This window comes from Achromobacter spanius, from assembly GCF_039673305.1.
Lineage (GTDB): Bacteria > Pseudomonadota > Gammaproteobacteria > Burkholderiales > Burkholderiaceae_B > Achromobacter > Achromobacter spanius_F.
The window spans coordinates 284,896-306,653 of record NZ_JBDJLJ010000002.1 but is presented as its reverse complement, the minus strand read 5'-3'; the positions used below and the strand labels follow the sequence as shown (position 1 = coordinate 306,653).

Sequence of the window (21,758 nt, the reverse complement as noted above, 5' to 3'; positions counted from 1 at the left end):
TACGAATTCTAAGACGATGCGGCGCGACGGAACTTCGAAACGGCGGCAGGGCGGAATCTTCGCCGCCCGCTGCCCCCGGGCGGCAGGGCCGTGTTCAGAACGCTGGACAGGAAGACCGACCGGGGATCAGCGGGGAAAGGCCGGGTCGGCCAGGCAGGCCTGCGTCCATTCGAAATCGTCGTCGTCCGCGATCTCGCCGTCGATCTTCGGCAGCGGCCCCGCGGCATACAGATTCTCGGGCTGCGCGGGCTTGCGGTTCCATTGCGTCTTGCCCCCGGCGTCGAAGCAGGCTGCGTCGTCGCCGTTGAACGAGCAGGTCGCGATGACCTTGGGCTTGCCGTCCACGACGTCGGCGACGTAGCGCCGCGTGTAGACGCTGCCGGATGCCCAGTATTCGTCGACCGAGCACACCCGGTCATTGTTCTGGTAGTGCCGGGTTGCAAAGCAGGCGTAGTAGGCGTAGTCGCGCGGGAGCACGTCGCACGAGGTCGAGTAGCCGGCGAACTTGCCGCCGGTGAACTGCGCCTGGAACCGCTGCTGCGCGATCGCGCGGCTGATCATGCCGGGCACGGTTTCGCCCTTGGCCGTTTCCTTGAACTCGGCGCTACGGCTGCGGATCAGGTCGCGGGCGATGCCGGCCGCGGATTTGCCGTCCGGCAGCGCGTCGGGCGTTCCGATCAGCGTTTCCAGTGCCTGGTCCCGCGCCGCCAGCCAGCGCTTCTGGCTCTGCACCAGCATGGCGCGGATGTCGGCATCGGGCGCCTGCTTCAGCAGGGCGGCGTAGCTGCGATTCAATTCGGCATCGGCGGAGACGGCGCCCCGATCCGAGCAGATCAGCTTCTCGACCGCCGTGGCCGCCTTCTTGCAGTCAATCGCGAGCGCGGGCGCGGAAAGCGCGAACGTGCCTGCCAGGAAAAACAGCCGTAGCGCGGGATATGCAGGTTTCATCTGATCCTTTCGTGGATTCGGGTGGCGGACCCGCCAGGCTTGGCGGCTGATGAGCCGGGCAATTTTTGCATGAAAACGGGTCCGCTTCCCGGCCCGCGCTACAAGGCCGAGGCCAGCGCCAGGCGTTCGGCGTAGCGCGGAATCGCCAGGCGCTCGATGACCGCCTGCTGCTGCGCGCCGAACACGTCGCGCTCGTCGGGCGACGCGGACAGGTTCGGGCGGTCTATCGTCAGCTTGATGGCATTGCAGCTGTCCACGAAGAACGCGCCGACCACGCGCTCGGGCGCCAGATGCAGCACCCGCGCCACGTTCGCGGGGCAGAACACGTTCGACCTGAGCGCGGTCTCGTAGTCGCCCGCGGAATTGAACACAATGTCGAAGGTGAGCCGGTTGATGCCCGCATCCTTGCTGCGGATCACCACGGCCATGTCCAGCAGCGGCTCCTCGCCCAGCGGGTCGCCCTCGGGCGGCGCGTCGGCGATGAGCGACAGGGTACGGTCATCCAGGTTGCCGTCGTAGCCCGTCACGCCGATCTCGGCGTAGCGCGGACGCTCCGTGCCGGTTTCGGTCCAGTCCGCCCCCTGCGCGCGGAAGTAGGTGATGGGAAACATGCGGTGCTTGATGATGTCTTCGTTCTGCAGCAGGTGATAGAGCGTCCATTCGTAGGCATCGCCCGCGTCCATCTCCAGGCGCGAGCCCGCCTGGGCCGGCGCCAGCGCCAGCAGCCGGTCCAGCGCCGCACGATGGCGCCAGGCAAGCTGCGCGGGATCGCGGTCGATGCTGCGGACCAGCGCCACCGGACGGCTTGCGCCGGCCTCATGGATCTGCCAGCTTGCGTCGCGCAGCGCATCCGGAAATTCCGCCTGCACCAGCTTGATCACGGCGTCCTTGATCTTCGCGTAGCTGGCCTGGAACACCGGATCGCGCGTGCCGCTGGGAACAACGGCGCCGTACTGCCCGTCTTCGCGCCGGAAGCTCACCAGGTTCGGCGACAGCGGATAGGCGATATTGCCGGCGGTGGCCTTGCGGCCGGGATAGCCGTAGTGGATCAGGTAATGCGTGAGCAGGCTGGCCAGCGTTTCCGCCGCCTCGGCCGTGGCCGCGCGGGTTTCCACGATCAGGCCCAGTTCGTTTTCCCCGTCCCGCACGGGCGCGGCCTGCACGCCGTTGCGGCCATACACCAGCACGTCGGCGGGCACGCGCGGCAGATCCGCGGGATCCAGGTTGACCAGCGACACCTTGCGCTTGCCCAGGCAGCGCGCGCCTTCCAGCTTGATGCTCCAGGGCCAGGGCTTGCCAGCGCGGACGAACAGGCTGTTGCGGATGCCGGCGCTGCGGGCGTCGCGCGCGAAGAACTCCGTGTGCTCCATCGCGAGGATGCCTTCCGGATAGAACTGCAGCTGCGGATGGCTTTCCTCGTAGAGCGAGTGCGCCGCGATCGAATACGGGGTGCAGCGCCGCGCGGGGTCCGGCGCGACGAACAGCGCGGTGCCGTCGTCGTAGATCTCGGCGACCAGGCAATCGGACGGCGAGCCCGGGTCGCAGGCCAGCGCTCCGCATTCCAGCACGTGGCCCACGTGGTAAGCCAGCCCCGGATCGATGCCGCGCCGGATCATGTCGGAGGCGAACAGCGCGATGTCGCACGAGCGCCCCGCCAGGATGTACTTCGCCCCCCCTTCCAGCGCCGTGATCAGCGGATGGATGCCCATCTGGCCCACGATGGTGCTTTCCGCGAGCGCCGCCTCGTCCAGCTCGGGGCCCGCGCCCGTCGCCCGCAGCGCCCCGGCGCGCAGCTCCCCGATGACGCTGGCCGGGTCCAGTTCGGCGCGGATGACAGCCACCGCGCGGTCCTTGACGCCCAGCTCGTCGAACACTTCCTTCGCGACGTCGATCATCCAGTCCAGGTTGCGGTTGCCTCCCGCCATGCCGCAACTGCCCAGGATGACGGGCCCGTCGATCCGCTCGCCCGCCTGGACCATGTGGCGGAAATCCGCCTTCACGGCCTCGCGTTCGAAGTACTCCTGCCCCGTGCCCAGGTAGTAGGGGCCGGCATCCATGGACCCGGCGTCCGAGATCACGGCGTCGATGCGCCCTTCCAGCGCCTTTTGCAGCGATTCGTTGGGGAATCCGTAGCCCAGCGCGCCGCACGCCGACACCACCCGATAGATCAATTTGGCCATCATCACTCTCCTTGTCGCGCAGTCCGCCAAAGCGGCGGTTTCTGCCTGGGAGTGAAGCTTGCGCTTGCCGGCCGATCCGAAAAAATACTATGTCGATATGCGGGTATAGGCGCTGGATATGGTGCGCCAGGAGGGGTTCAGGACGCGAGCGGCTCGGCGCCCGCCAGTCCCTTTTCCTGCACCTGCTGCATGACGAAATCGGAGAGCAGCGTGCGCACCGCCTCGGCGGGCGGCGCCAGCGGCATGTCGTTCGATGCGATGAGCGTCGCCGTCAGGTAGACGGGCGGTTCCAGCAGCACGGCCCAGACCATGGCGTGCCCCGGCACGCCCGAGAAATCCCCCAGCGGCAGGATCGTATTGCCGATGCCGGCCTGCACCGCCGACAGCATCCCCGAGAAGACCTCGGTTTCCGCCACGATCTGCGGCATGATGCCCGCCTGCGTGAACAGCCGGTCGAGCATGCCGCGCGTGATGTTGGGGTGCGCCGGCAGGATCAGCGGCATGTCCGCCAGCTGCTCGAAGCGCATGCCCGACGGACGCCGGCCCGGCCTGCGCGGGCTGACCACGAACAGCCGCTGCCTGAACAGCGGCTGGCGCTGAAAGCCGGTGACCGGTTCGTCCTCGAACACCAGGGCCAGGTCCAGCGAACTGTCGCGGATGCGCGAGCCCAGCTGGCCGCTGGCATCGCTGCTGAAGCGCAGGCTGATCCTGGGCAGCGCCGCCCTGCACTTCTCCATCAGCTCCCCCGCCAGGAACGACGCCAGGGTCGAAGACATGCCCACGCGCACCACCCCCTGGATCTCGCCGCCCAGCGACCGCACGATTTCGGGTATGCGTTCCATGCGGCTGAGGATGGAGGCCGCCTCCGTGTAGAACGCGGCTCCCGCCGCGGTGGGGCGCGCCCCGCGGGCGCTGCGGTGCAGCAGCGTCACGCCCAGTTCTTCTTCCAGCGCGGCGATCTGCTGGCTGAGCGCGGGCTGCGCCACGGGGATGAGCGCGGCCGCGCGGGAAAAACTGCCCGCCTCGACAATCTTCACGAAATACCGAAGGTGGCGCAGTTGCACGGGCCAGCCCCGGTCAGAACGTCACTTTGACCGATGGCGCGCTGCGCTCGGCCTCGCCGTGGAACACGGCTTCGATGTTGTTGCCGTCCGGGTCCAGCACGAAGGCGCCGTAATAGCCCGGGTGGTAGTCGCGGAATCCCGGCGCGCCGTTGTCCTTGCCGCCGTGGGCCAGCGCCGCCTTGTGGAAGGCGTCGACCATGGCCTGGTCCCGCGCCTGGAACGCCAGGTGATGGCGTCCGGTCAGCGTGCCCAGCGCGGCGGCGCTGTCGGCGGTGGATACGAACAGTTCGTCCGCCCAGAAGTAATCCTCCGCGGCGCCGCCCATCGGCACCTCCAGCGCGTCGAACACCGCCTGGTAGAACCGCTGGCTGGCGGGAAGATCGCGCACGACCAGCTGGATGTGATCGATCAGGCGGCCGCGATGGATCTCGTTGGTCTGCATGATGGCTCCTTCCTGGTTGGGGGCTCGCTTGACTATAGCGCCATCCGCCCCGGTGAAAGACGGCATCGGACATATGGCGGGCGTCCGGTTGCAAACCGAAAATGCGGCCCCGAAAAACGACAGGCCCGCATTCCCTGGTCGGGAAATGCGGGCCTGCGAGCCGTCGTCATGCGGGGCGCCCGAGGACGCCCCTGGCGCCGGTCAGCCGAACACGCGGAAGCGCTCGGCGTCGTCCATGAAGGGCTTGTCGCCAAAGCCGGCTTCGTTCGAGCCGAACGGCATCTGCGCGCGCAGCTTCCACCAGGCGGGAACGTTCCATTCGCGCGCCACGGCGGCGTCGATCAGCGGGTTGTAGTGCTGCAGGCTGGCGCCAACGTCGGCGTTGGCCAGGGCGGTCCAGACCGACAGCTGGGCCATGCCGCCCGCCTGCTCCGACCACACCGGGAAATTGTCGGCGTACAGCGCAAACTTTTCCTGCAGGCTGCGCACCACGTCCTGGTCTTCGAAGAACAGGATCGTGCCCACGCCGGCGGCAAAGCTCTTGAGCTTGGCTTCGGTCTTGTCGAAACCTTCGGCGGGCGCCACCTTGCGCACTTCCTCGATCGCCAGGTTCCACAGCTTTTCGCTTTCGGCGCCGAACAGGATCACGGCGCGCGAGCTTTGCGAATTGAAGGACGACGGGCTGTGCTTGACCGCGTCCTGGATCAGGGTCGCCAACTCTTCCTTGGAGGCCGACAGGTTGCGGCCCAGCGAATACTGTGTGCGGCGCTTCTTGAGTGCGTCGAGATATGCGTTGCTCATGAGAATATGACCTTTCGACTAGTAGATAGAGGGACTATGGAAGGGAATTCTACCGGCTGACCCATGACACGAACACCCGTTAAGGCGCACTCAAGCTGGAACAAACTGTTCCATCCATGAGGCGAATGCGGGTTTCAGTGGTTGCAGACGCGAAGAATGCCGCGTTTGCAGGCGCCGTTTGGCCGGGACTCAGGCCCCTGGCAGGACCGGCGGCCTACAGGTCCATGTCCAGCACGCGCGACACCGTGTCGCACGACACGCACCGGCCCGACACGATGAGGTTGCTGAAAAAGTTCTGCACGGTGGCCGGGTCTTCGTCCCACAGTTCATCCGTGCCGTCGTAATCGAACTGCACGAAGACGGCAAAGCGCGTGCCCTGGCAGGCCGGGCAGGCGAAAGCCTGCGGCGCGCCCTCACCGCGGATCTTGGCGGAGCAGTCCAGCTCACCGTGATAGCCGTGGATGTCGCTGTCGAACACGACCACGCCGTCCGCCGCGCCGTCCCACTTCACCGCCAGCGGCGAAACGAACTCGTAGCCATCGACGTGCTCGTTGTAATCGCGCAGGTCGTAACCGAGGATCTCGCCCGTCGTTGCGCCGTCCAGCCCCTGCAGGCGGAACGCCACGGACACCTCGCCGCGGTCTTCCTCGATGGCGGGGGCAGGCGTGACGCGCACCGCATCCAGGCAGCGGGGCGGATGGGCCAGGACGTGATCGTAGGTGGGATCGGACATGCTGCGGAGACTCCTTGGATGCGCCGGGAAAAGGCGAGCGCGTGACTATAAACAATTGGGGCGGCATCATGTGGGGCGCAATGCCGCCGCCATGCCTGAGCGAGCCCGGCCCGAACCAAGGAATCCCATGCACGTCACGCCAGACCCGAATGCCCCCGCCGCCGCGCTCATCGGCTTCGACGACTTCATGAGTGTCGACATCCGCGTGGGGACCATCCTGTCCGCGGAAGCGTTCCCCGAGGCGCGCAAGCCGGCCTACAAGCTGACGATCGATTTTGGCGAGGGCGTGGGCACGAAGAAGAGCTCGGCCCAGATCACGGCCCGCTATGCCGTCGAAGACCTGCCCGGCAGGCGCATCATGGCGGTGGTGAATTTCCCGCCGCGCCAGATCGGACCGATGCGATCCGAGGTGCTGGTGCTGGGCTTTGCCGATGCTGACGGCGCCATCGTGCTGGCCGCCCCGGACGACGCCGTGCCCAACGGCGCACGGCTGACCTGAGGGCGGACTGTCGGGATGCCGGTTCAGTCCGCTCGGAAGCCCGTCGCTTTCACGACTTCTGTCCATCGCCTGGTCTCCGTCGCCAGGAGCGCCTGCAGCGCCTGGCGGTCCGAGCCCACCACCACGAACCCCGCCTCGCCCAGCGTGCGCACCGCCGCCGGCTGGCGCAGCGCCGCCGCGCTGTCGGCCTGCAGGCGCGCCAGCACCGCGTCCGGCGTGCCCGCCGGCGCGAACAGCGCGAACCAGGCGCCGAAGTTGACGGCAGGCAAGCCGCGCTCCGCGAACGTGGGCACGCCGGCCAGGGCGGACGAACGCTGCGCGCCGGTGGTGGCCAGGGCGCGCAGCTTGCCGCCCTGCACCTGGGGCGCCGCCAGCGCGGTCGTCACGAAGGCCGCCTGGACGCCGCCTGACACCAGCCCCGACACGGCGTCGCCGGTCGACCGGTAATGGATGGCCTCGATCTTCAGGCCCGCTTCCCGCGCAAACAGTTCCGCGCCGAAGTGCCCGGGCGTGCCCGCGCCGAACGTCGCGAAGTTCAGGCGATCGGGCGCCTTTTTCGCCGCGTCGATGAATGCGGCCAGGTCCTGGTAGGGCGACGTGGCGGGAACCACCAGCACGAAGTCCGCCCGCACCACCTCGGAAATCGGCGCGAAATCACGCGGCGGATCGTAGTTCAGGTTGCGGTAGGTGGCGGGCGAAATGCTGATCGACCCGACCTCCCCCAGCAGCAGGGTCTGCCCATCCGCGGGACTGCGCGCCACCGCCTGCGCGGCGATCTGTCCGCCGGCGCCGACCTTGTTTTCCACCACGACGCTCTCGCCCAGCAGCGGCCCCATGTGCTGGGACAGGGTGCGGGCCACGATGTCCGGACCCGTGCCGGGCGGAAAGCCCACGTTCAGCCGCACGGGGCCGTTGGGAAACTGCGCCGTCGCCGCAAGCGGCAGGCACAGCAGGAAGCCGCCCAGCAGGCGGCGCAACAGGGTGTTCATGGTTGTCTCCTCGTTTTTTTATTGCCGCGGCGTATGCCCCGGGTTCAGCAAATGCGGTAGAAGCGCAGCTCCACGCGGTCCGGATAGCGCGCGCCGGTGCCGATGAAAAGGCTCTCGTTCATCCAGCCCAGCGCGGGCGCCGCGGTCTCGAAGCGCGGGTAGCTGCGGAAGTAGATCCGGGCGGGATCCACGGCCTCGCCGCGCGCCAGGCGCGCGATGTCCTCGGCGCTGCCCGTGCGGATGCCGGTGTTCTCCACGTAGACGCGCTCGCCAGCCGGCGTTTCGATGACGTAGCGCGCGTGGATGTCGGTGAACGTTTCCGACCGGATGATCTGGAAGTCGGCCCCGCCCGGCAGCACCTTGCCGCGCAGGAGCGGCCCGTCCACCGAGCCTCCCGTGATCGGGATGACCCGGCGGCGGCCCTGCGGCGTATCGCCCACTTCCTGCGGCGCACCCACGTCGACCACCACCGTGGCCACGTGCTCCAGCCGGGGCGCCAGGAAATCCGCCGATGCATCGATGCCGCTCATTGCTGTTCTCCACGGGCAAGGCGCAGCGCGGCGGGGTCAAAGCCCGCAAGCTGCTTGTAGCGCAGCGACACCGCCGCCAGTTCCTCTTTGGGGATCACGTCGTTGATATCCGCAAAGCCCGCCGGCGCGCGTTCTTCAGCCATCTGCATGACCTGTTCGGGTCCGTTCAGGCGGTTGCGCAGCACGATGCCGGCGGTGCGCGGCAGGCGCTCGGCCTCGTATTCCAGCAACGCGATTTCCGCCGAACGCGTCCGGCCCCGCTGCGCGTGGTCCAGCCAGTCGGCCAGGCAGCGCGCATCCAGGATCGCCTGGGCCGATCCGTTGGAACCGATCGGGTACATCGGATGCGCGGCATCGCCCAGCAAGGTGATGCGGCCCCGCGTCCAGCGCGGCAAGGGATCGCGGTCCACCAGCGGAAATTCGTATATCGCCTGCGCGCCGTCGATGATGGCGGGGATGTCGATCCAGTCCCAGCGCCAGTCGGCAAAACGGCCGGCAAAGACCGACTTGTCGACCTTGCGGTTCCAGTCGGTGGCGGGCAATTCGGCGCCCGGGACGGACAGTTCGGCGATCCAGTTGATCAGCGAACGCCCCTGTTGGCGCAGCGGCTCGGAGATCGGATAGCAGACGAACTTCTGGTCCTGGTGGCCCGCCATGAACATGCTGCGCCCGTCCAGGTACGGCGGCGCCTCGGTCACCGCGCGCCACAGCATGCGGCCGGAAAACCGCGGCTCGTCGCCCACCGGGTGCAACTGGCGCCGCAGCGCCGAATGAATGCCGTCGGCGCCCACCAGGATGTCGCCGCGCACGGTCTGCAGCGCGCCGTCGGCGCGGCGCCGGAACTGCGCCGACACGCCCGCGGCGTCCTGGGCGGCCGACTCCAGCGCCATGCCCGAGACGATGGCATCCGGCCCCAGGCGATCGCGCACCGCTTGCGCAAGCAGCATCTGGAACTCGCCGCGATGCACGGAATACTGGGGCAAGGGATAGCCCGCCTCCAACCCGCGCGGTTCGCGCCAGATGGGCTGCCCAAGCTTGTTGTAGTAGTGCAGTTGCGAAGTTTCGATGGCGCGTTCGGCCAGGGCGGGCATCAGGCCCAGTTGCTCGATCTCGCTTACCGCGTGCGGCAGCAGGTTGATGCCGACGCCCAAGGGGCGCAATTCCTGCGCGCTCTCGTAAATGCGGCAGCCGATGCCGCGCCGGTGCAACATCAGCGCGAGGGTCAGCCCGCCGATACCGGCGCCGGCAATGACGATTTGCATGTCTACTCCTGGTCTTATTTGTTATGCAACATAACAAAATCATGTTCCATTTCGCACCGGGGATTTCCCGTAATCCGGTGGCGCGGCGACAATGCCTGCATTAGTGTTGAGGCCCCCGAGCCGCGATCCGCCCCCATGTCCAGAGCTTCAGTCCAACATCCTCGCCGTCCTGCTGCCCGCGGCGAACATTTCAACCCGCACGTGCCCGGCGTCCAGTACGGGGCGCTGGACGATCTGGTCGGCTATGCCATCCGCCGCGCGCAGATCCTGATCTACGAAGACTTCCTGGCGGCGCTGGCTCCGTGGGACATCACGCCGCAGCGCTATTCCGCGCTGACCCTGATCGCCGCGAACGAAAACCTCAAGCTCACCGACCTGGCGCGCATCCTGGGCATCGCACGTTCGGGCGCGGTGCAGATCGTCAACCAGCTGCAGGACCTCGGCTACGTGGAACGTCAGGAAGCCGAGCGCGACAGGCGCGCCTATGCGCTGGCCATGACGCGGTCCGGCCACGCCGCCCTGGCCGCCATCACCGAGGCGGTGCAGGCGCACGATGCGCGCATCAGCGCAAAACTCGGCGCGGCCGAACGTCGCAAATTGATCGGATTGCTGGGCAGGCTGGGTTAGCGCACGCCCATCAGGGCATTCCTGTTATTCCCACGCCGTCAAGGACGGTCGCGTATCAACCCTCGCGCAAGCGCTTCATCGCGCGCGCCAGATCCGCTTCCCCCGTTCTGGCCAGGCTTGCATCGAGCGCGCCGCGCGCAGCCGACAACGACGTATGAGCATCCAGCGTTTCGCGAATACGCCCCAGGCAAGCGAGCGTATCTTCATAGCCCTGCTCGATCCAATCCGGGATGCGCTCAGCGTCGAATCCCAGTAAGTCGCTGAACGTATTCCCCCGGCTGATACCCGAAGGCCGTATTTCAATAATCGAAGCGTCTGGAAAACGATGACGCTCCCAGGCCGAACCATCAGCCAGATGCGTCACGATGACGTGACTGCAGCCTGCATCCAGTAACGGTTGAATGGGGGTATTTCCCTGCACGGAACGCCAACCGCCCTGGCCACCATCCGTATACAACTTGCCGTCCAGGCGTTGGGGCGTAAATAGCAGAGGCAGCGCCGCGGAAGCAAACAGTACTTTTTTCTGCTCCCGCACCGGCAGGGCCTGAACATGCATGAACTCGGAGTCGGCAGTATCGGTTAATCCCAGTCCCGAACCAACGATGGAGAGGATGTCGCGGAAGGCGCCCTGCGTGGGAAACACCGAAACATGCAGGGGGAGCCTGTCCGGTAACCCCCCTTCGGGCAGATACTCGTCTATCAGGCTCGTAATGCGCTTGTTGCACACCAGGCCGTCGTTGTCGCCCTCGAAAACCTGCAGCGCCGGAATGACGTCCACCACCTTGTCCCACACCGACCTGGCCATCATCGTCGCCCGCAAGGCGGCCGCCAACCCCGCGCCCGCGCGCAGAGGCAATCCGAATGACATCAAAGCAGCCACATACGCCGGCACTTTCAATAGGCGTCCACCAAAGCGGATAGGCGGGACCTGGGCCAGCTCCTCCCAAAGCGCCTGCAGACGACGCACCGCATCTTCCTGCGAAGAAGCGGCAGAAACAATCGCACCGTTGAGTGCCCCTATGCTTGCGCCGGCCAAGCAGCCCACACTGATGTTGGACTCGGTCAAGGCGCTGAGCACGCCCGCCTGATAGGCGCCTTTGGCGCCTCCGCCCGACAATACCAGTCCAACTCCCGCGCCAGCCCGATTTTGTTCAGTCATGCTCCGCCTTCCTTTCCAGGCCGCCAAAAAAGGCAGTGTCCATCATGCCGGCCAACCGGCGCGCGCTGGGAATTCGAGGCACCGTTGGCGGCAACTCCGGCGCGCGGGGCAACACCTGCCATTGCGTGCTGAGATATAGGATCGGCGCTTTCCCAGTCAGCCTGGCCTGGTCGCCAAGCCAGGCCAGGGCCTCTCCGTCGCCTCGCCGAGTCTCGGCCGCGATTGGAGCAAGCCAGCGCTCAAGGCTCACCGGTTCATCCAGCGGTACGCCCGCATCGTGGCGGAGACGTTCAGCCGTTTTGGCGACAGCGAGCGTTCTCAGGTTTCTGCTGCGCTCATCCTGAAAGCGGCGGCAGTATTCGCCGAATACGCCGTGGTCCAGCTCATTCAAGGCGACGTAGCAGCGCGCTGCCATGGCATAGCCATCCCATTGACCGGCGCTCCACAAGCTGAATATATGGTCCAACTGGTCTCTCGCCGCCGCATGCATGTCCAGCCGGCCCAGCGCGTCATCCACGCGGAGCAGATTCTGCCGGACTTGACCCGAGAAGTCGCGCAGCGCCGCGCGCTGATCTGCCACCGCGTTTGCTATCCCTGCAAGGCTGCGCTCAAGGTGGGTCACCCGGTCGCTGACTTTCGCCAACGTGTTATGGCCGTACGCCACTTCCCGGCTAAGCACGTTAGTCACATCCAACATCTGGCGCAGCGTTGTCTGCTGATTCTGTGAAATCGCATGTTGACGCTGCTGCGTTTCGCCAGAGAACAGCCCGATGACGCGCCCGAGAAACCCCTTTTGGCTCGACACCGAGACGCGGAGGTGGTCATCGGCGACATCCAGGCAGTTGACCATGTCAATCAGAGCCTTTTCCCTGGCGGCGGGCACCGCCTGAAAGAAGTGTTCGGGGTCGTGGGTCGTCATCATGCCGCCTCCCGCTGCGTCGCTTCACGCAATAGCCGCACCCGCGTGCCGACGGTGCGCGACAGCGTTTTCAGGTCATCTTGCATGTGCGCCTTCTGGACATCCAGCTCCGCCAGGAAACGAGCAATGTCGGCGCGCGTCTGTTCGCTCTCTTCATGATCGCGCAGGCCTTCCTCCAGGCTTTCCTGAATCAACGCAAAGCGGCCCTCGATTGCCTCGAAGAATCGCTGTCCCGCTCGCGTTATCGGCTCGGCGAACTCTTCCTGCACCACGTGCTTCTGCATCGCAGACTCATCGGCCAACATGGCTGTCCAATGCGCCTGCAGTTTGTTCATGTCAATAACGAACCGGGATTCGGTGCTGCCGCGCTCGTCGTAGCCCCAGTCGCCACCAAAATAATCCACTCTGCGCTTTAGCCAGCCAAATATCCCGGATTGCTCGACCCGATGTCTAACGCGACGGGACTGGTCATCGATCAAGCTCGCCTTATGCTGTGCCAGCGCCTGCGGCGCTCGAATCAGCGGCACTTCAGGGACGTCGAATTTCAGGGCAGCCACCCCGGCGATCGCTGCATTGTCTGAAAATTGACTGGTCCGCGCGGTAATGTCGGCGGTCAATGCCTGCATTTTCTCGTGCAGGTCGCGATGCGCATCCTCAAGAAGGAGTTCCAGGCTCGCGCGCGATCCGTTCAGAAGCTTTCTGAGCGCGCCTTCGACTTCGGTCAGTTTTTTCTGTGCTTCTTCCCGGCTGCCATAAACCGCGTCGCTGCTGATGACCTGCACCTCTTTCTGGCGGCTGCGTTTTCCGCCCATCAGGATAGAGATCCCGGCAATCCTTATTGCGGCTGGCGCGTCAGCCTGCTCTTGAGAAAAAAAAACACGCAGATCCTCGAGGGAGGCTGTCTTCTTCTTTTTCTTGAGCCGTTCCAGCGCGATGTCGAATTGCTCCAGGTCCAACGAGGCCGATTCAGCGACATGATTCAGCATCGCTTCCCGCTCATCCCTGCCGGCGTCCTGAAAGGCTTTGAAGCTTTTCAACGCCGCAGCCAACTCCAGGCGGATCTTCGCCCGGATCTCCAGCGCGCCTTTCTTCAGAAAATCCTGGATGGCTTTCTGAACCTCCTTGCCCACCCGGCCTTGCCCCGCGGCAACGGATTTACTGACGTCGCTGATCTGTGTGCGCAGATCTTCCTCCGCGCTCGCACGGATCTTGCTCAAAGCTCTGATCTGCGATTTGCTGACTTTCAACAACTCCTTGATATCAGCGGCGTCCGCCTTGAGCATCTGTTGGCGGCTCGTCACCACCAGGTCCAATTCCCTGGCGTGTTGGGCAAGTCGCGCCGTTGCCGCGTCAATGGCCTGGAAGGCGGCACTGGCGTAGCCGAAATGAATGACGTCTTGCAGAGGGTCTGCAAAATTTGACTCGTTCCACAACGATTCCGCAGCCGCTTTGACTATCTGGGGATCCGCAATCTGCCGCTCCCAGAAAATGCCGAGAACTTCCTTGCCGAAGTCCGGAATCCATCGATCATTTGCCGATTCCGCGTTCCATTCGAGCCGACCGTGTTGCTCCACCGCCAGGAGCGCCTGCTGGGCCAGATACGCCCTGCGGGCCGAGACGGGGTAAATGTTCTCCGGCTTGATGCCGGCATTGTCCAGGAGGTGATTGGCGACATAGGCACGCGTCTTGGACGCATCGGCGGAATTGCGGTCGTGCGCGTCGAATTTGTTGACCAATGCAAACATGCGGCCACCGGCGGTGCTGGCGATTGCATTCAGTTCCTCGCGCAGATCCTCTTCAGAATCCGATTTCAATTGCGTGTAGTCAAGCACCGCAAGAACGGCGGAGGCCTTCTCCAATTGATCCCGCATCATCGGCAGCAGCGTATCCTTTTGCCCCGCCTCATTGAAACCCGGCGTGTCCAGAATGCTGAATCGGCCGCTCCCGTCGCTGCCCAATCCGGACAAGTGAAAAAACTCGACCTCGATAACGGGAAAGTCCTCGATTGAAGCGTATTTGCTGAAAGGAAATGGCACATCCAGTTCGGCCGACAACCGGACCAAATCATTCAAGTACGACAGGAAGCGATAAATGCCGTCCTCGCCCTGATATTTCGCCTTGGGTAGGGCGCCGCGTCTCACCTGCCGTAGGATTTCTTCAAGGTTCTCGTCTTCCGCTGTGCGTTTTTCGAGGGTTTTCTCGCTCAGGCCATCCACTCTGGTCTTGAGCTTTTTGACCAGATCCGCAATCGGCTGTCGATTTTCGAACTTCAATACGGGTTCGATCTGACCCGGGCAATGGCGGATAAGGGTGGGCAGCGCCGTCATGGGCCGGTTTCGATTAGGCAGGATTTCGCGACCGACGATTGCATTGATAGTGGTCGATTTTCCCGCCTTCATGGTGCCGACAACCGCCAGCACCATGTCCAGCCTTTCGACCTTTATGCGGTGCTCTTCCAGCACTTTCTTCTTGGCATGGATTGCTTCGACCGAAAGCATATTGGCATCAACGTCCGGTTCCACGCTCTTTACCGCCTCGCGGTTAGCTTTCTTGCCAGCTATTGATGCGTGCTCGGTCCGCTGCTCAATCTTCGAAAGAATTTCCGTTTGAAGAGCGATTAGACGAAGGGTTTCTTGCTGCAGGTCGTTGATACTGACGTCCACTTTTGCCACAACTCCAGAAAAATAATCGGACCACCGGGTTTCTCCATTTGCCGATGAACAGAGACCCGCCAACTGGTATTCGTGAGATTTGGCAGCAATGATAACAACTTGAAATTAATTTTCTGTCCTTGACACTTTTTCGATACGTCGTGTCTCGCCAGCCTGCTGTGCCGGGATTCACCCTTCTTCTCTGGCTCCCTTCGCGCTCCATCAGGGCATTCCCCTATTACCCCCACCCAGCCAAAAAACTATCGTATTCGAGAATTATCAAATAAGAGAATTCTCGCTTCCGACAAAATGACTGCTGAACCCCTATACGATTTCGCCGTGGTCGGCGCCGGCATCGCCGGCGCGTCCGTGGCCTACCGCCTGAGCGCCTCGGCGTCCGTGGCAGTGCTGGAACGCGAGTCCCAACCGGGTTACCACTCCACGGGCCGCTCGGCGGCCATGTTCATGGAAACCTACGGCACGACGCAGATCAAGGCGCTGACGCGCGCCAGCCGGGCCTTCTATGAACACCCGCCGGAAGGTTTCTGCGAGCATCCCCTGCTCAGCCCGCGCGGCGTGCTGTACATCGCCACGCCGGAACAGAAAGACCTGCTGCAAGAAGTGTTCGAAGACTTCCACAGCCAGTCGCCCAACGTGACGCTGATCGACGCCGGACAGGCCGTGGCGCGCGTGCCCTGCCTGCGCGAGGACCAGCTCTGCGGGGCGATCGAAGAGCCGGACGCGCGCGACATCGACGTGCACGCCCTGCACCAGGGCTTCCTGCGCGGCATGACCCGCCAAGGCGCGGTGCTGCACAACAACGCCGAACTGGTGTCGGCCGCCTACGACGATGGCGCCTGGACGCTGACGACGGCCGATGGCCGCACGATCCGCGCCCGCGTCGTGGTCAACGCCGCCGGCGCGTGGGCGGACCACGCCGCGGCGCTGTGCGGCGCCGCGCCCGTGGGCCTGCAGCCCTGCCGCCGCACCGCCTTCACCTTCAGCGGCCCGGACAACCTGGATTTCTCCCACTGGCCCGCCGTGGTGGGCGTGGATGAAAGCTACTACTTCAAGCCCGACGCCGGCCAGCTCCTGGGCTCGCCTGCCAACGCGGACCCCGTGGCCGCGCACGACGTGGTGCCCGAGGAACTGGACGTGGCGACCGGCATCTACCGCATCGAGACCGCCACGTCGCTGACGATCCGCCGCCCGAAGCACACCTGGGCCGGCCTGCGTTCGTTCGTGCGCGACGGCGACTTCGTGGTGGGCTGGGACGCGGACGCGCCGGCCTTCTTCTGGCTGGCGGCGCAAGGCGGCTACGGTATCCAGACCGCCGCGGCCACGTCCGAACTGGCCGCCGCGCTGCTGACGCGCCAGCCCGTTCCCGATCACCTGCACGCGCATGGCGTCAATGCCGACGCCGTGCGTCCCGAGCGCCTGCGCTGACCAGAACTCCCACGACCGAGACCCCCATGACCGCCATCACCCGTTACCCCAGCTCCCTGCCCCTGCCGTTCTCGCGCGCCACCCAGGCGGGCGGCTTTCTGTTCCTGTCGGGCCAGATCCCGATGGACGCCGCCGGGCAGGTCGTGCGCGGCGACATCGCCGCCCAGACGCATGCCGCCATCGAGCGCATCAAGGAAACGCTGGCGCTGGCAGGCGCTGGCCTGAAGGACGTGGTGCGCGTGACCGTCTGGCTGTCCGACCTGGCGCTCTTCGCGCAGTTCAACGAAGCCTACCGCAGCCACTTCTCGTCCGATTTCCCGTCCCGTTCCACCGTCGAGGCCAAGCTGGCCATGGAAGTCGACGTGGAAATCGAAGTGCAGGCATGGCTGGGCGACGCCCAGGCCCGGGGTTACGCGCCCGGCCCGACCTCCGAAGCCTGAAGCCGCAACTGATCGATTGCATGACACCGCCAGGCCCCGCGCCTGGCGGCGCGACACCCCCACGCGCGCGCGTCGATGCCCGCGCCCCCAGTCCTCTCTTGCGCGGAGCGTCATCCATGAAGATATTTTCCGGGTCCCTGGCGACCGAGACGAACACCTTTTCTCCGATCCCGACCGGCCTGTCCGCCTACCGTTCCCGCGGCTATTACCCCGCCGGCCAGCACCCTGACCGCATGCAGATGTTCTCGGGCCCGCTGTGGGCCGCGCGCCAACGCGCCGTGGGCAAGGACTGGACGCTCATCGAAGGCCTGACCGCGGGCGCGACGCCGGCCGGCATCACCACCCGCCACGCCTACGAAACCCTGCGCGACGAACTGCTCGACGACCTGCGCCGCGCGGGCAAGGTCGATATCGCCCTGTTCGGCCTGCACGGCGCCATGGTGGCCGACGGCTACGACGACTGCGAGGGCGACCTGCTCGCCCGCGCGCGCGAGATCGTCGGCCCCGACACCGTGATCGGCGCCGAACTGGATCCGCATTGCCATCTGACGGACGCCATGGTGAACAGCGCCGACTTCCTGGTCTGTTTCAAGGAATACCCGCACACCGACATCCTGGACCGCGCCTACGACCTGGTGGACCTGTGCGTGGCGCGCGCCGAAGGCCGCACCAAGCCCGCCCGCGCCGTCTTTGACTGCGAGATGATTTCCATCATGCACACCAGCCGCGAGCCCATGCGCGGATTCGTGGACCGCCTGCTGGCCATGGAGGGCAAGGAAGGCGTGCTGTCCGTGTCCATCGCGCACGGCTTCCCGTGGGGCGACACGCCCGACATGGGTTCGAAGGTGCTGGTCTACACCGACGGCGACCCGGCCCAGGCCGAAGCCCTGGCGCGCGCGCTGGGCGAAGAGCTCATCGGCTTTCGCGACCAGCTCGCGCCGCCGTACCCCGGCGCCGACGAGGCCCTGGACCAGGCCCTGGCGCACAAGGAATTTCCCGTGGTGCTGGCCGACTCCGCCGACAACGCGGGCGGCGGCGCGCCCAGCGACGCCACCTTCATCCTCGAGCGCGTGCTGGCGCGCGGCATCACCGACGTCGCCACGGGCCCGTTCTGGGACCCGGTAGCCGTGCAGCTCTGCTTTGAAGCCGGCCAAGGCGCGCAGATCAAGCTGCGCGTGGGCGGCAAGGTGGCGCCGGTGTCGGGCCAGCCGCTGGACCTGGACTGCGAAATCCTGGCGCTCAAGCGCGACGCCGTCATGACGGGCCTTGCCGGAACCCCCGCGCTGCTGGGCGACACCGCCGTCGTGCGCACCCGCGGCGTGACCCTCGTGATGACCACCAACCGGACGCAGGCCATGGGCACGGACCTCTTCACGCAGTTCGGCGTGGACCTCGCCGCGATGAAACTCATCATCGTGAAATCCTCCCAGCACTTCTACGCCTCGTACTCGCAGGTCGGCCGCCACGTCATCTACGTCGAGACGCCGGGCGCCATCACGAATGACCTCAACACGCTGCCATTCGTCAAGCGCAAGCTGCCGAAATGGCCGTTCAAGGCCTGAGGCCACATCCATTTGCCGCCCGTGACGGGCACATAGAACCAACAAGGGGAAAACGATGATCAGACGATTCAGCCTGCTGGGAGCCGCCGCGCTCCTGGCCATGACCGCCGCCACCGGCGCGCTTGCGCAGACCAAGACCCTGCGGCTGGTGCCGCACGCGGACCTGAAGACGCTGGACCCGCTTTTCAATACCGCCTACATCACGCGCAACCATGGCTACATGGTGTTCGACACGCTGTTCGCACAGGACAGCAAGGGCCAGGTGAAGCCGCAGATGGTGGACACGTGGACAACGTCCGAGGACGGCAAGACCTGGACCTTCACCCTGCGTCCCGGCCTGAAGTTCAACGACGGCACGCCCGTCACGGCCGAGGACTGCATTGCCTCGATCCAGCGCTGGGCGAAGAAGGACACGCTCGGCCAGGCCATGATGGCGGCCGGCGCCGAGCTCGCCGCCACCGGCGAGAACACTTTTACGCTGACGCTGAAGGAACCCTTCGGCCTGGTGCTGGACGCCCTGTCCAAGCCCTCCGGCATGCCGCCCTTCATCATGCCCAAGCGCCTGGCCATGACGGACCCGAACACCCAGGTCACCGAGATGGTCGGGTCGGGCCCGTTCCTCTTCAAGCGCGATGAATGGGTGCCCGGCAACAAGGTCGTCTATGTGAAGAACCCGGCCTACGTGCCCCGCTCGGAAGCGCCGGACGGCCTGGCGGGCGGCAAGAACGTGAAGGTGGACCGCGTGGAGTGGGTGTACATCCCCGACGGCAACACCTCCACCGCCGCCCTGATGAACGGCGAAGTCGACATGATCGAACAGGTCACGCCCGACTTCCTGCCCGTGCTCGAAACCAACCCGGACATCACGCTGAGCACCTCGGTCGCCTCGCAAGGCATGGTGATCCTGAACTCCCTGCATCCGCCGTTCAACAATCCGCTGGCCCGCCAGGCGCTCTACCACCTGGTCAGCCAGAAAGAGATGCTGACGGCCATGGGCTATCCGGACAAGTACCGCGTCGACTACTGCGCGACGATGTACATCTGCGGCTCGCCCCTGGCGACGGACGCGGGCGCCGCCCCCTACGCCAAGACCGATGCGGCGCGCGCCAAGCAGCTGCTGCAGGAGGCCGGCTACAAGGGTGAAAAGGTCGTGCTGCTGTACCCGACCGACCACCTGAGCGCCCCCGCCGTGATGGTGCTGGCGCAGAACATGAAGAAGGCCGGCATGAACGTGGACGTGCAGTCCATGGACTGGGCCTCGCTGGCCGGCCGCCGCCTGAAGAAGGATCCGCCCGCCCAGGGCGGCTGGAACATCTTCCTGACCTGGGGCGGCTACTTCGACGCCAGCACGCCGGTCACCAACCCCTGGCTCTCGGCCGCCTGCGGCAACAGCCTGCCGGGCTGGCCCTGCGACAAGGAACTGGACACGCTGCGCACCAGCTGGATCCGCGAAACCGACGCCGCCAAGCGCAAGGACCTCGCCGCGCAGATCCAGGCGCGCGCCTACCAGACGGTGCCGTACGTGATGTGGGGCGAGTTCAAGCCGGTCTTCGCGGTGCGCGGCCTCAAGCACACCGACCTGATCAAGTCCGGCATTCCGGTGATGTGGAACATCGAAAAACCGTAAGGCAGACGCCGGGCGCCTTGCGCGCCCGGCCGCAAGCCGGGGGGAATCCAGCGTGAAATTCATCCTGCGCCGCATCGCGGCCGTCATACCTGTCATGGCCGTCGTGGCCGTCGTGGTGTTCCTGCTGATACACCTGTCGCCGGGCGATCCGGCCGCAGTGATCGCGGGCGACAACGCCACCGCCGACGACGTCGAGAAAATCCGCCAGAACCTGGGGCTGGACAAGCCGCTGCTGCAGCAGTTCGGCATCTGGGTCAGCCATATCGCCGTCGGCGACCTGGGCACCTCGATCGCCACGCAGATGCCCGTCTCGCAGCTCATCGCCCAGCGCATGGGCCCGACGATCTCGATCGCCCTCTTCACCATGCTGTTCGCCGTGCTGGCGGCGATTCCCCTGGGCGTGCTGGCCGCCTGGAACGCCGGAAAGTGGCTGGACCGGCTGGTGATGGTGGGCGCGGTCTGCGCGTTCTCGGTGCCCGTGTTCCTGATCGGCTACAGCCTGGTCTACGGCTTTTCCATCAAGCTCGGCTGGCTGCCGGTGCAGGGCTACAAGCCGATGGCCGACGGCGTCGTGCCTTACCTGCGCCACCTGGTGCTGCCCTGTCTGTCGCTGGGGCTGGTGTACATGGCGCTGCTGACGCGCATGACGCGCGCCACCATGCTGGAAGCCCTGTCCGAGGACTACATCCGCACCGCGCGCGCCAAGGGGCTGTCGGCAGGCCCCATCGTGTGGCACGCGCTGAAGAATGCCGCCAACCCGATCGTCACCACCATCGGCGTGGGCGTGGCGCTCCTGATCGGCGGGGTCGTCGTGACCGAGACCGTGTTTGCGATACCGGGCCTTGGCCGCCTGACCATCGACGCCGTGCTGCGCCACGACTATCCGGTGATCCAGGGCGTGCTGCTGGTGGCCTCCGGCATCTATGTGCTGATCAACCTGCTGGTCGACCTGAGCTACCGGCTCTTCGACCCCCGCATCCGCTACTGAGAAGAGGCAACGCATGAACACGACCACCCTGCCGCTTCCCGTTGCGCGCCCGCGCCTGCGCCGCGCGTTCCGATCGCTGCGCCGCCACCCCATGCTGTATGCGGGCGCCGCGATCCTGCTGCTGCTGGCGGCCATCGCCCTGGCCGCGCCGTGGCTCGCCACCGTCGACCCGCAGGACATCAACCCGATGGCGCGCATGAAGCCGCCTTCGGCCGAGCACCTGTTCGGCACCGACGCGCTGGGCCGCGACGTCTATTCCCGCACCATATGGGGCGCCCGGATATCGCTGCTCGTCGGCATCATCGTGGCCGTCGTTTCCACCGTGGCCGGCGTGATGCTGGGCATGCTGGCCGGCTACTTTCGCCGCATCGACGCCGTCATCATGCGCATCATGGACGGCCTGATGGCCATTCCCGGCGTGCTGCTGGCGATCGCCCTGATGGCCACGCTGAAGGGCGGCCTGGGCACCGTCATCATCGCCATCGTCATCCCGGAGGTGCCGCGCGTGGTCCGCCTGGTGCGCGCGCTGGTGCTCACCATCCGCGAACAGCCCTACATCGAGGCGGCCGTCTCGGTGGGCACGCGGGTGCCGTCGATCCTGCTGCGCCACATCCTGCCCAACCTGTTCGCGCCCCTGATGGTGCAGGCCACCTTCATCGCCGCCTCGGCCATCCTGACCGAAGCCGTGCTGAGCTTCCTGGGCGTGGGCATTCCGCCGCACATTCCCAGCTGGGGCAACATCATGGCCGAAGGACGCAACTTCGTGGCCGTGGCGTTCCACATCATCCTGTACCCCGGCCTGTTCCTGGGCGTGGCCGTGCTGGCCGTCAACCTGGTCGGCGACGGGCTGCGCGACATGCTCGATCCCCGCCTGGCCAAGAAGCTGTAGGA

General features: G+C 65.7%; 20 protein-coding genes. 8 read left to right on the top strand and 12 right to left on the bottom strand.

All coding sequences use genetic code 11. The annotated features are described in order from the left end of the window. Positions 1 to 126: 126 nt before the first annotated feature. From ABE485_RS03620 to ABE485_RS03595, 6 genes are all read right to left on the bottom strand, one after another. A complete protein-coding gene (locus ABE485_RS03620; protein ID WP_346513522.1) occupies positions 127 to 948 on the bottom strand; it encodes a lysozyme inhibitor LprI family protein in 822 nt (273 codons plus the stop codon). A 98-nt stretch (positions 949 to 1,046) separates the two neighbouring features. Continuing rightward, the gene (locus ABE485_RS03615; protein WP_346513521.1) at positions 1,047 to 3,131 is read right to left on the bottom strand and encodes a DUF4387 family protein; all 2,085 of its coding nucleotides are present in this window, start codon (positions 3,129 to 3,131) and stop codon (positions 1,047 to 1,049) included. A 134-nt stretch (positions 3,132 to 3,265) separates the two neighbouring features. Continuing rightward, the gene (locus ABE485_RS03610) at positions 3,266 to 4,192 is read right to left on the bottom strand and encodes a LysR substrate-binding domain-containing protein (protein WP_346513519.1); all 927 of its coding nucleotides are present in this window, start codon (positions 4,190 to 4,192) and stop codon (positions 3,266 to 3,268) included. Between the two features lie 13 nt (positions 4,193 to 4,205). Then, entirely contained in the window at positions 4,206 to 4,634 is a 429-nt protein-coding gene (locus tag ABE485_RS03605) for a VOC family protein (protein WP_346513518.1), read from the bottom strand. A 201-nt stretch (positions 4,635 to 4,835) separates the two neighbouring features. Then, positions 4,836 to 5,435 carry a nitroreductase family protein gene (locus ABE485_RS03600; RefSeq protein ID WP_346513517.1) on the bottom strand — a complete coding sequence of 200 codons (600 nt, stop codon included), beginning with the start codon at positions 5,433 to 5,435 and terminating at the stop codon, positions 4,836 to 4,838. A gap of 214 nt (positions 5,436 to 5,649) precedes the next feature. After that, on the bottom strand, positions 5,650 to 6,168 hold the full coding sequence (locus tag ABE485_RS03595) for a hypothetical protein (RefSeq protein WP_346513516.1): 519 nt from the start codon (positions 6,166 to 6,168) through the stop codon (positions 5,650 to 5,652). 127 nt (positions 6,169 to 6,295) lie between these two features. Here ABE485_RS03595 and ABE485_RS03590 point away from each other — a divergent pair, with 127 nt between their 5' ends. Then, entirely contained in the window at positions 6,296 to 6,667 is a 372-nt protein-coding gene (locus ABE485_RS03590; RefSeq protein ID WP_346513515.1) for a tRNA-binding protein, read from the top strand. A 23-nt stretch (positions 6,668 to 6,690) separates the two neighbouring features. On the opposite strand, the gene ABE485_RS03585 is transcribed toward ABE485_RS03590, so the two are convergent. The 3 genes from ABE485_RS03585 to ABE485_RS03575 are packed head-to-tail and all read right to left on the bottom strand — an operon-like array spanning position 6,691 to position 9,448. Then, positions 6,691 to 7,656, bottom strand: a complete 966-nt coding sequence (locus ABE485_RS03585; protein ID WP_346513514.1) for a Bug family tripartite tricarboxylate transporter substrate binding protein — start codon at positions 7,654 to 7,656, stop codon at positions 6,691 to 6,693. Between the two features lie 44 nt (positions 7,657 to 7,700). Then, on the bottom strand, positions 7,701 to 8,186 hold the full coding sequence (locus ABE485_RS03580; protein WP_346513513.1) for a DUF3237 domain-containing protein: 486 nt from the start codon (positions 8,184 to 8,186) through the stop codon (positions 7,701 to 7,703). After that, positions 8,183 to 9,448 (bottom strand): flavin-dependent oxidoreductase, encoded by a 1,266-nt coding sequence (locus ABE485_RS03575; RefSeq protein WP_346513512.1) that lies wholly within the window; start codon positions 9,446 to 9,448, stop codon positions 8,183 to 8,185. Before ABE485_RS03575 ends, ABE485_RS03580 begins: the two co-directional genes overlap by 4 nt. Positions 9,449 to 9,583: 135 nt before the next feature. On the opposite strand from ABE485_RS03575, the gene ABE485_RS03570 reads away from it, so the two are divergent. Next, positions 9,584 to 10,075 (top strand): MarR family winged helix-turn-helix transcriptional regulator, encoded by a 492-nt coding sequence (locus tag ABE485_RS03570; protein ID WP_346513510.1) that lies wholly within the window; start codon positions 9,584 to 9,586, stop codon positions 10,073 to 10,075. Positions 10,076 to 10,130: 55 nt separating this feature from the next. On the opposite strand, the gene ABE485_RS03565 is transcribed toward ABE485_RS03570, so the two are convergent. Genes ABE485_RS03565 through ABE485_RS03555 form a run of 3 tightly spaced genes read right to left on the bottom strand, consistent with a single transcriptional unit; the run spans position 10,131 to position 14,816 of the window. Continuing rightward, entirely contained in the window at positions 10,131 to 11,234 is a 1,104-nt protein-coding gene (locus tag ABE485_RS03565; protein WP_346513509.1) for a patatin-like phospholipase family protein, read from the bottom strand. After that, complete coding sequence (locus ABE485_RS03560; protein ID WP_346513508.1) at positions 11,227 to 12,156, bottom strand: diguanylate cyclase regulator RdcB family protein; 930 nt, start codon at positions 12,154 to 12,156, stop codon at positions 11,227 to 11,229. The genes ABE485_RS03565 and ABE485_RS03560 overlap by 8 nt, the downstream gene beginning before the upstream one ends. After that, positions 12,153 to 14,816 carry a dynamin family protein gene (locus ABE485_RS03555; RefSeq protein WP_346513506.1) on the bottom strand — a complete coding sequence of 888 codons (2,664 nt, stop codon included), beginning with the start codon at positions 14,814 to 14,816 and terminating at the stop codon, positions 12,153 to 12,155. Before ABE485_RS03555 ends, ABE485_RS03560 begins: the two co-directional genes overlap by 4 nt. Before the next feature lie 297 nt (positions 14,817 to 15,113). On the opposite strand from ABE485_RS03555, the gene ABE485_RS03550 reads away from it, so the two are divergent. The 6 genes from ABE485_RS03550 (at position 15,114) to ABE485_RS03525 (ending at position 21,756) form a co-directional block, all read left to right on the top strand. Next, the gene (locus ABE485_RS03550) at positions 15,114 to 16,250 is read left to right on the top strand and encodes an NAD(P)/FAD-dependent oxidoreductase (RefSeq protein WP_346513504.1); all 1,137 of its coding nucleotides are present in this window, start codon (positions 15,114 to 15,116) and stop codon (positions 16,248 to 16,250) included. Between the two features lie 26 nt (positions 16,251 to 16,276). Then, on the top strand, positions 16,277 to 16,690 hold the full coding sequence (locus tag ABE485_RS03545; protein WP_346513502.1) for a RidA family protein: 414 nt from the start codon (positions 16,277 to 16,279) through the stop codon (positions 16,688 to 16,690). 116 nt (positions 16,691 to 16,806) lie between these two features. Then, a complete protein-coding gene (locus ABE485_RS03540; protein ID WP_346513500.1) occupies positions 16,807 to 18,252 on the top strand; it encodes a M81 family metallopeptidase in 1,446 nt (481 codons plus the stop codon). A gap of 55 nt (positions 18,253 to 18,307) precedes the next feature. Then, the gene (locus ABE485_RS03535) at positions 18,308 to 19,879 is read left to right on the top strand and encodes an ABC transporter substrate-binding protein (RefSeq protein ID WP_346513498.1); all 1,572 of its coding nucleotides are present in this window, start codon (positions 18,308 to 18,310) and stop codon (positions 19,877 to 19,879) included. A 52-nt stretch (positions 19,880 to 19,931) separates the two neighbouring features. Next, the gene (locus ABE485_RS03530) at positions 19,932 to 20,867 is read left to right on the top strand and encodes an ABC transporter permease (RefSeq protein ID WP_346513495.1); all 936 of its coding nucleotides are present in this window, start codon (positions 19,932 to 19,934) and stop codon (positions 20,865 to 20,867) included. 13 nt (positions 20,868 to 20,880) lie between these two features. Beyond that, the gene (locus tag ABE485_RS03525; RefSeq protein ID WP_346513493.1) at positions 20,881 to 21,756 is read left to right on the top strand and encodes an ABC transporter permease; all 876 of its coding nucleotides are present in this window, start codon (positions 20,881 to 20,883) and stop codon (positions 21,754 to 21,756) included. Positions 21,757 to 21,758 lie beyond the last annotated feature (2 nt).

Coding starts and splice junctions, on each gene's coding strand:
- ABE485_RS03620 (WP_346513522.1), bottom strand. CDS start 948: ATGAAACCTGCATATCCCGCGCTACGGCTGTTTTTCCTGGCAGGCACG.
- ABE485_RS03615 (WP_346513521.1), bottom strand. CDS start 3,131: ATGATGGCCAAATTGATCTATCGGGTGGTGTCGGCGTGCGGCGCGCTG.
- ABE485_RS03605 (WP_346513518.1), bottom strand. CDS start 4,634: ATGCAGACCAACGAGATCCATCGCGGCCGCCTGATCGATCACATCCAG.
- ABE485_RS03600 (WP_346513517.1), bottom strand. CDS start 5,435: ATGAGCAACGCATATCTCGACGCACTCAAGAAGCGCCGCACACAGTAT.
- ABE485_RS03595 (WP_346513516.1), bottom strand. CDS start 6,168: ATGTCCGATCCCACCTACGATCACGTCCTGGCCCATCCGCCCCGCTGC.
- ABE485_RS03590 (WP_346513515.1), top strand. CDS start 6,296: ATGCACGTCACGCCAGACCCGAATGCCCCCGCCGCCGCGCTCATCGGC.
- ABE485_RS03585 (WP_346513514.1), bottom strand. CDS start 7,656: ATGAACACCCTGTTGCGCCGCCTGCTGGGCGGCTTCCTGCTGTGCCTG.
- ABE485_RS03580 (WP_346513513.1), bottom strand. CDS start 8,186: ATGAGCGGCATCGATGCATCGGCGGATTTCCTGGCGCCCCGGCTGGAG.
- ABE485_RS03575 (WP_346513512.1), bottom strand. CDS start 9,448: ATGCAAATCGTCATTGCCGGCGCCGGTATCGGCGGGCTGACCCTCGCG.
- ABE485_RS03570 (WP_346513510.1), top strand. CDS start 9,584: ATGTCCAGAGCTTCAGTCCAACATCCTCGCCGTCCTGCTGCCCGCGGC.
- ABE485_RS03565 (WP_346513509.1), bottom strand. CDS start 11,234: ATGACTGAACAAAATCGGGCTGGCGCGGGAGTTGGACTGGTATTGTCG.
- ABE485_RS03560 (WP_346513508.1), bottom strand. CDS start 12,156: ATGATGACGACCCACGACCCCGAACACTTCTTTCAGGCGGTGCCCGCC.
- ABE485_RS03550 (WP_346513504.1), top strand. CDS start 15,114: ATGACTGCTGAACCCCTATACGATTTCGCCGTGGTCGGCGCCGGCATC.
- ABE485_RS03545 (WP_346513502.1), top strand. CDS start 16,277: ATGACCGCCATCACCCGTTACCCCAGCTCCCTGCCCCTGCCGTTCTCG.
- ABE485_RS03540 (WP_346513500.1), top strand. CDS start 16,807: ATGAAGATATTTTCCGGGTCCCTGGCGACCGAGACGAACACCTTTTCT.
- ABE485_RS03535 (WP_346513498.1), top strand. CDS start 18,308: ATGATCAGACGATTCAGCCTGCTGGGAGCCGCCGCGCTCCTGGCCATG.
- ABE485_RS03525 (WP_346513493.1), top strand. CDS start 20,881: ATGAACACGACCACCCTGCCGCTTCCCGTTGCGCGCCCGCGCCTGCGC.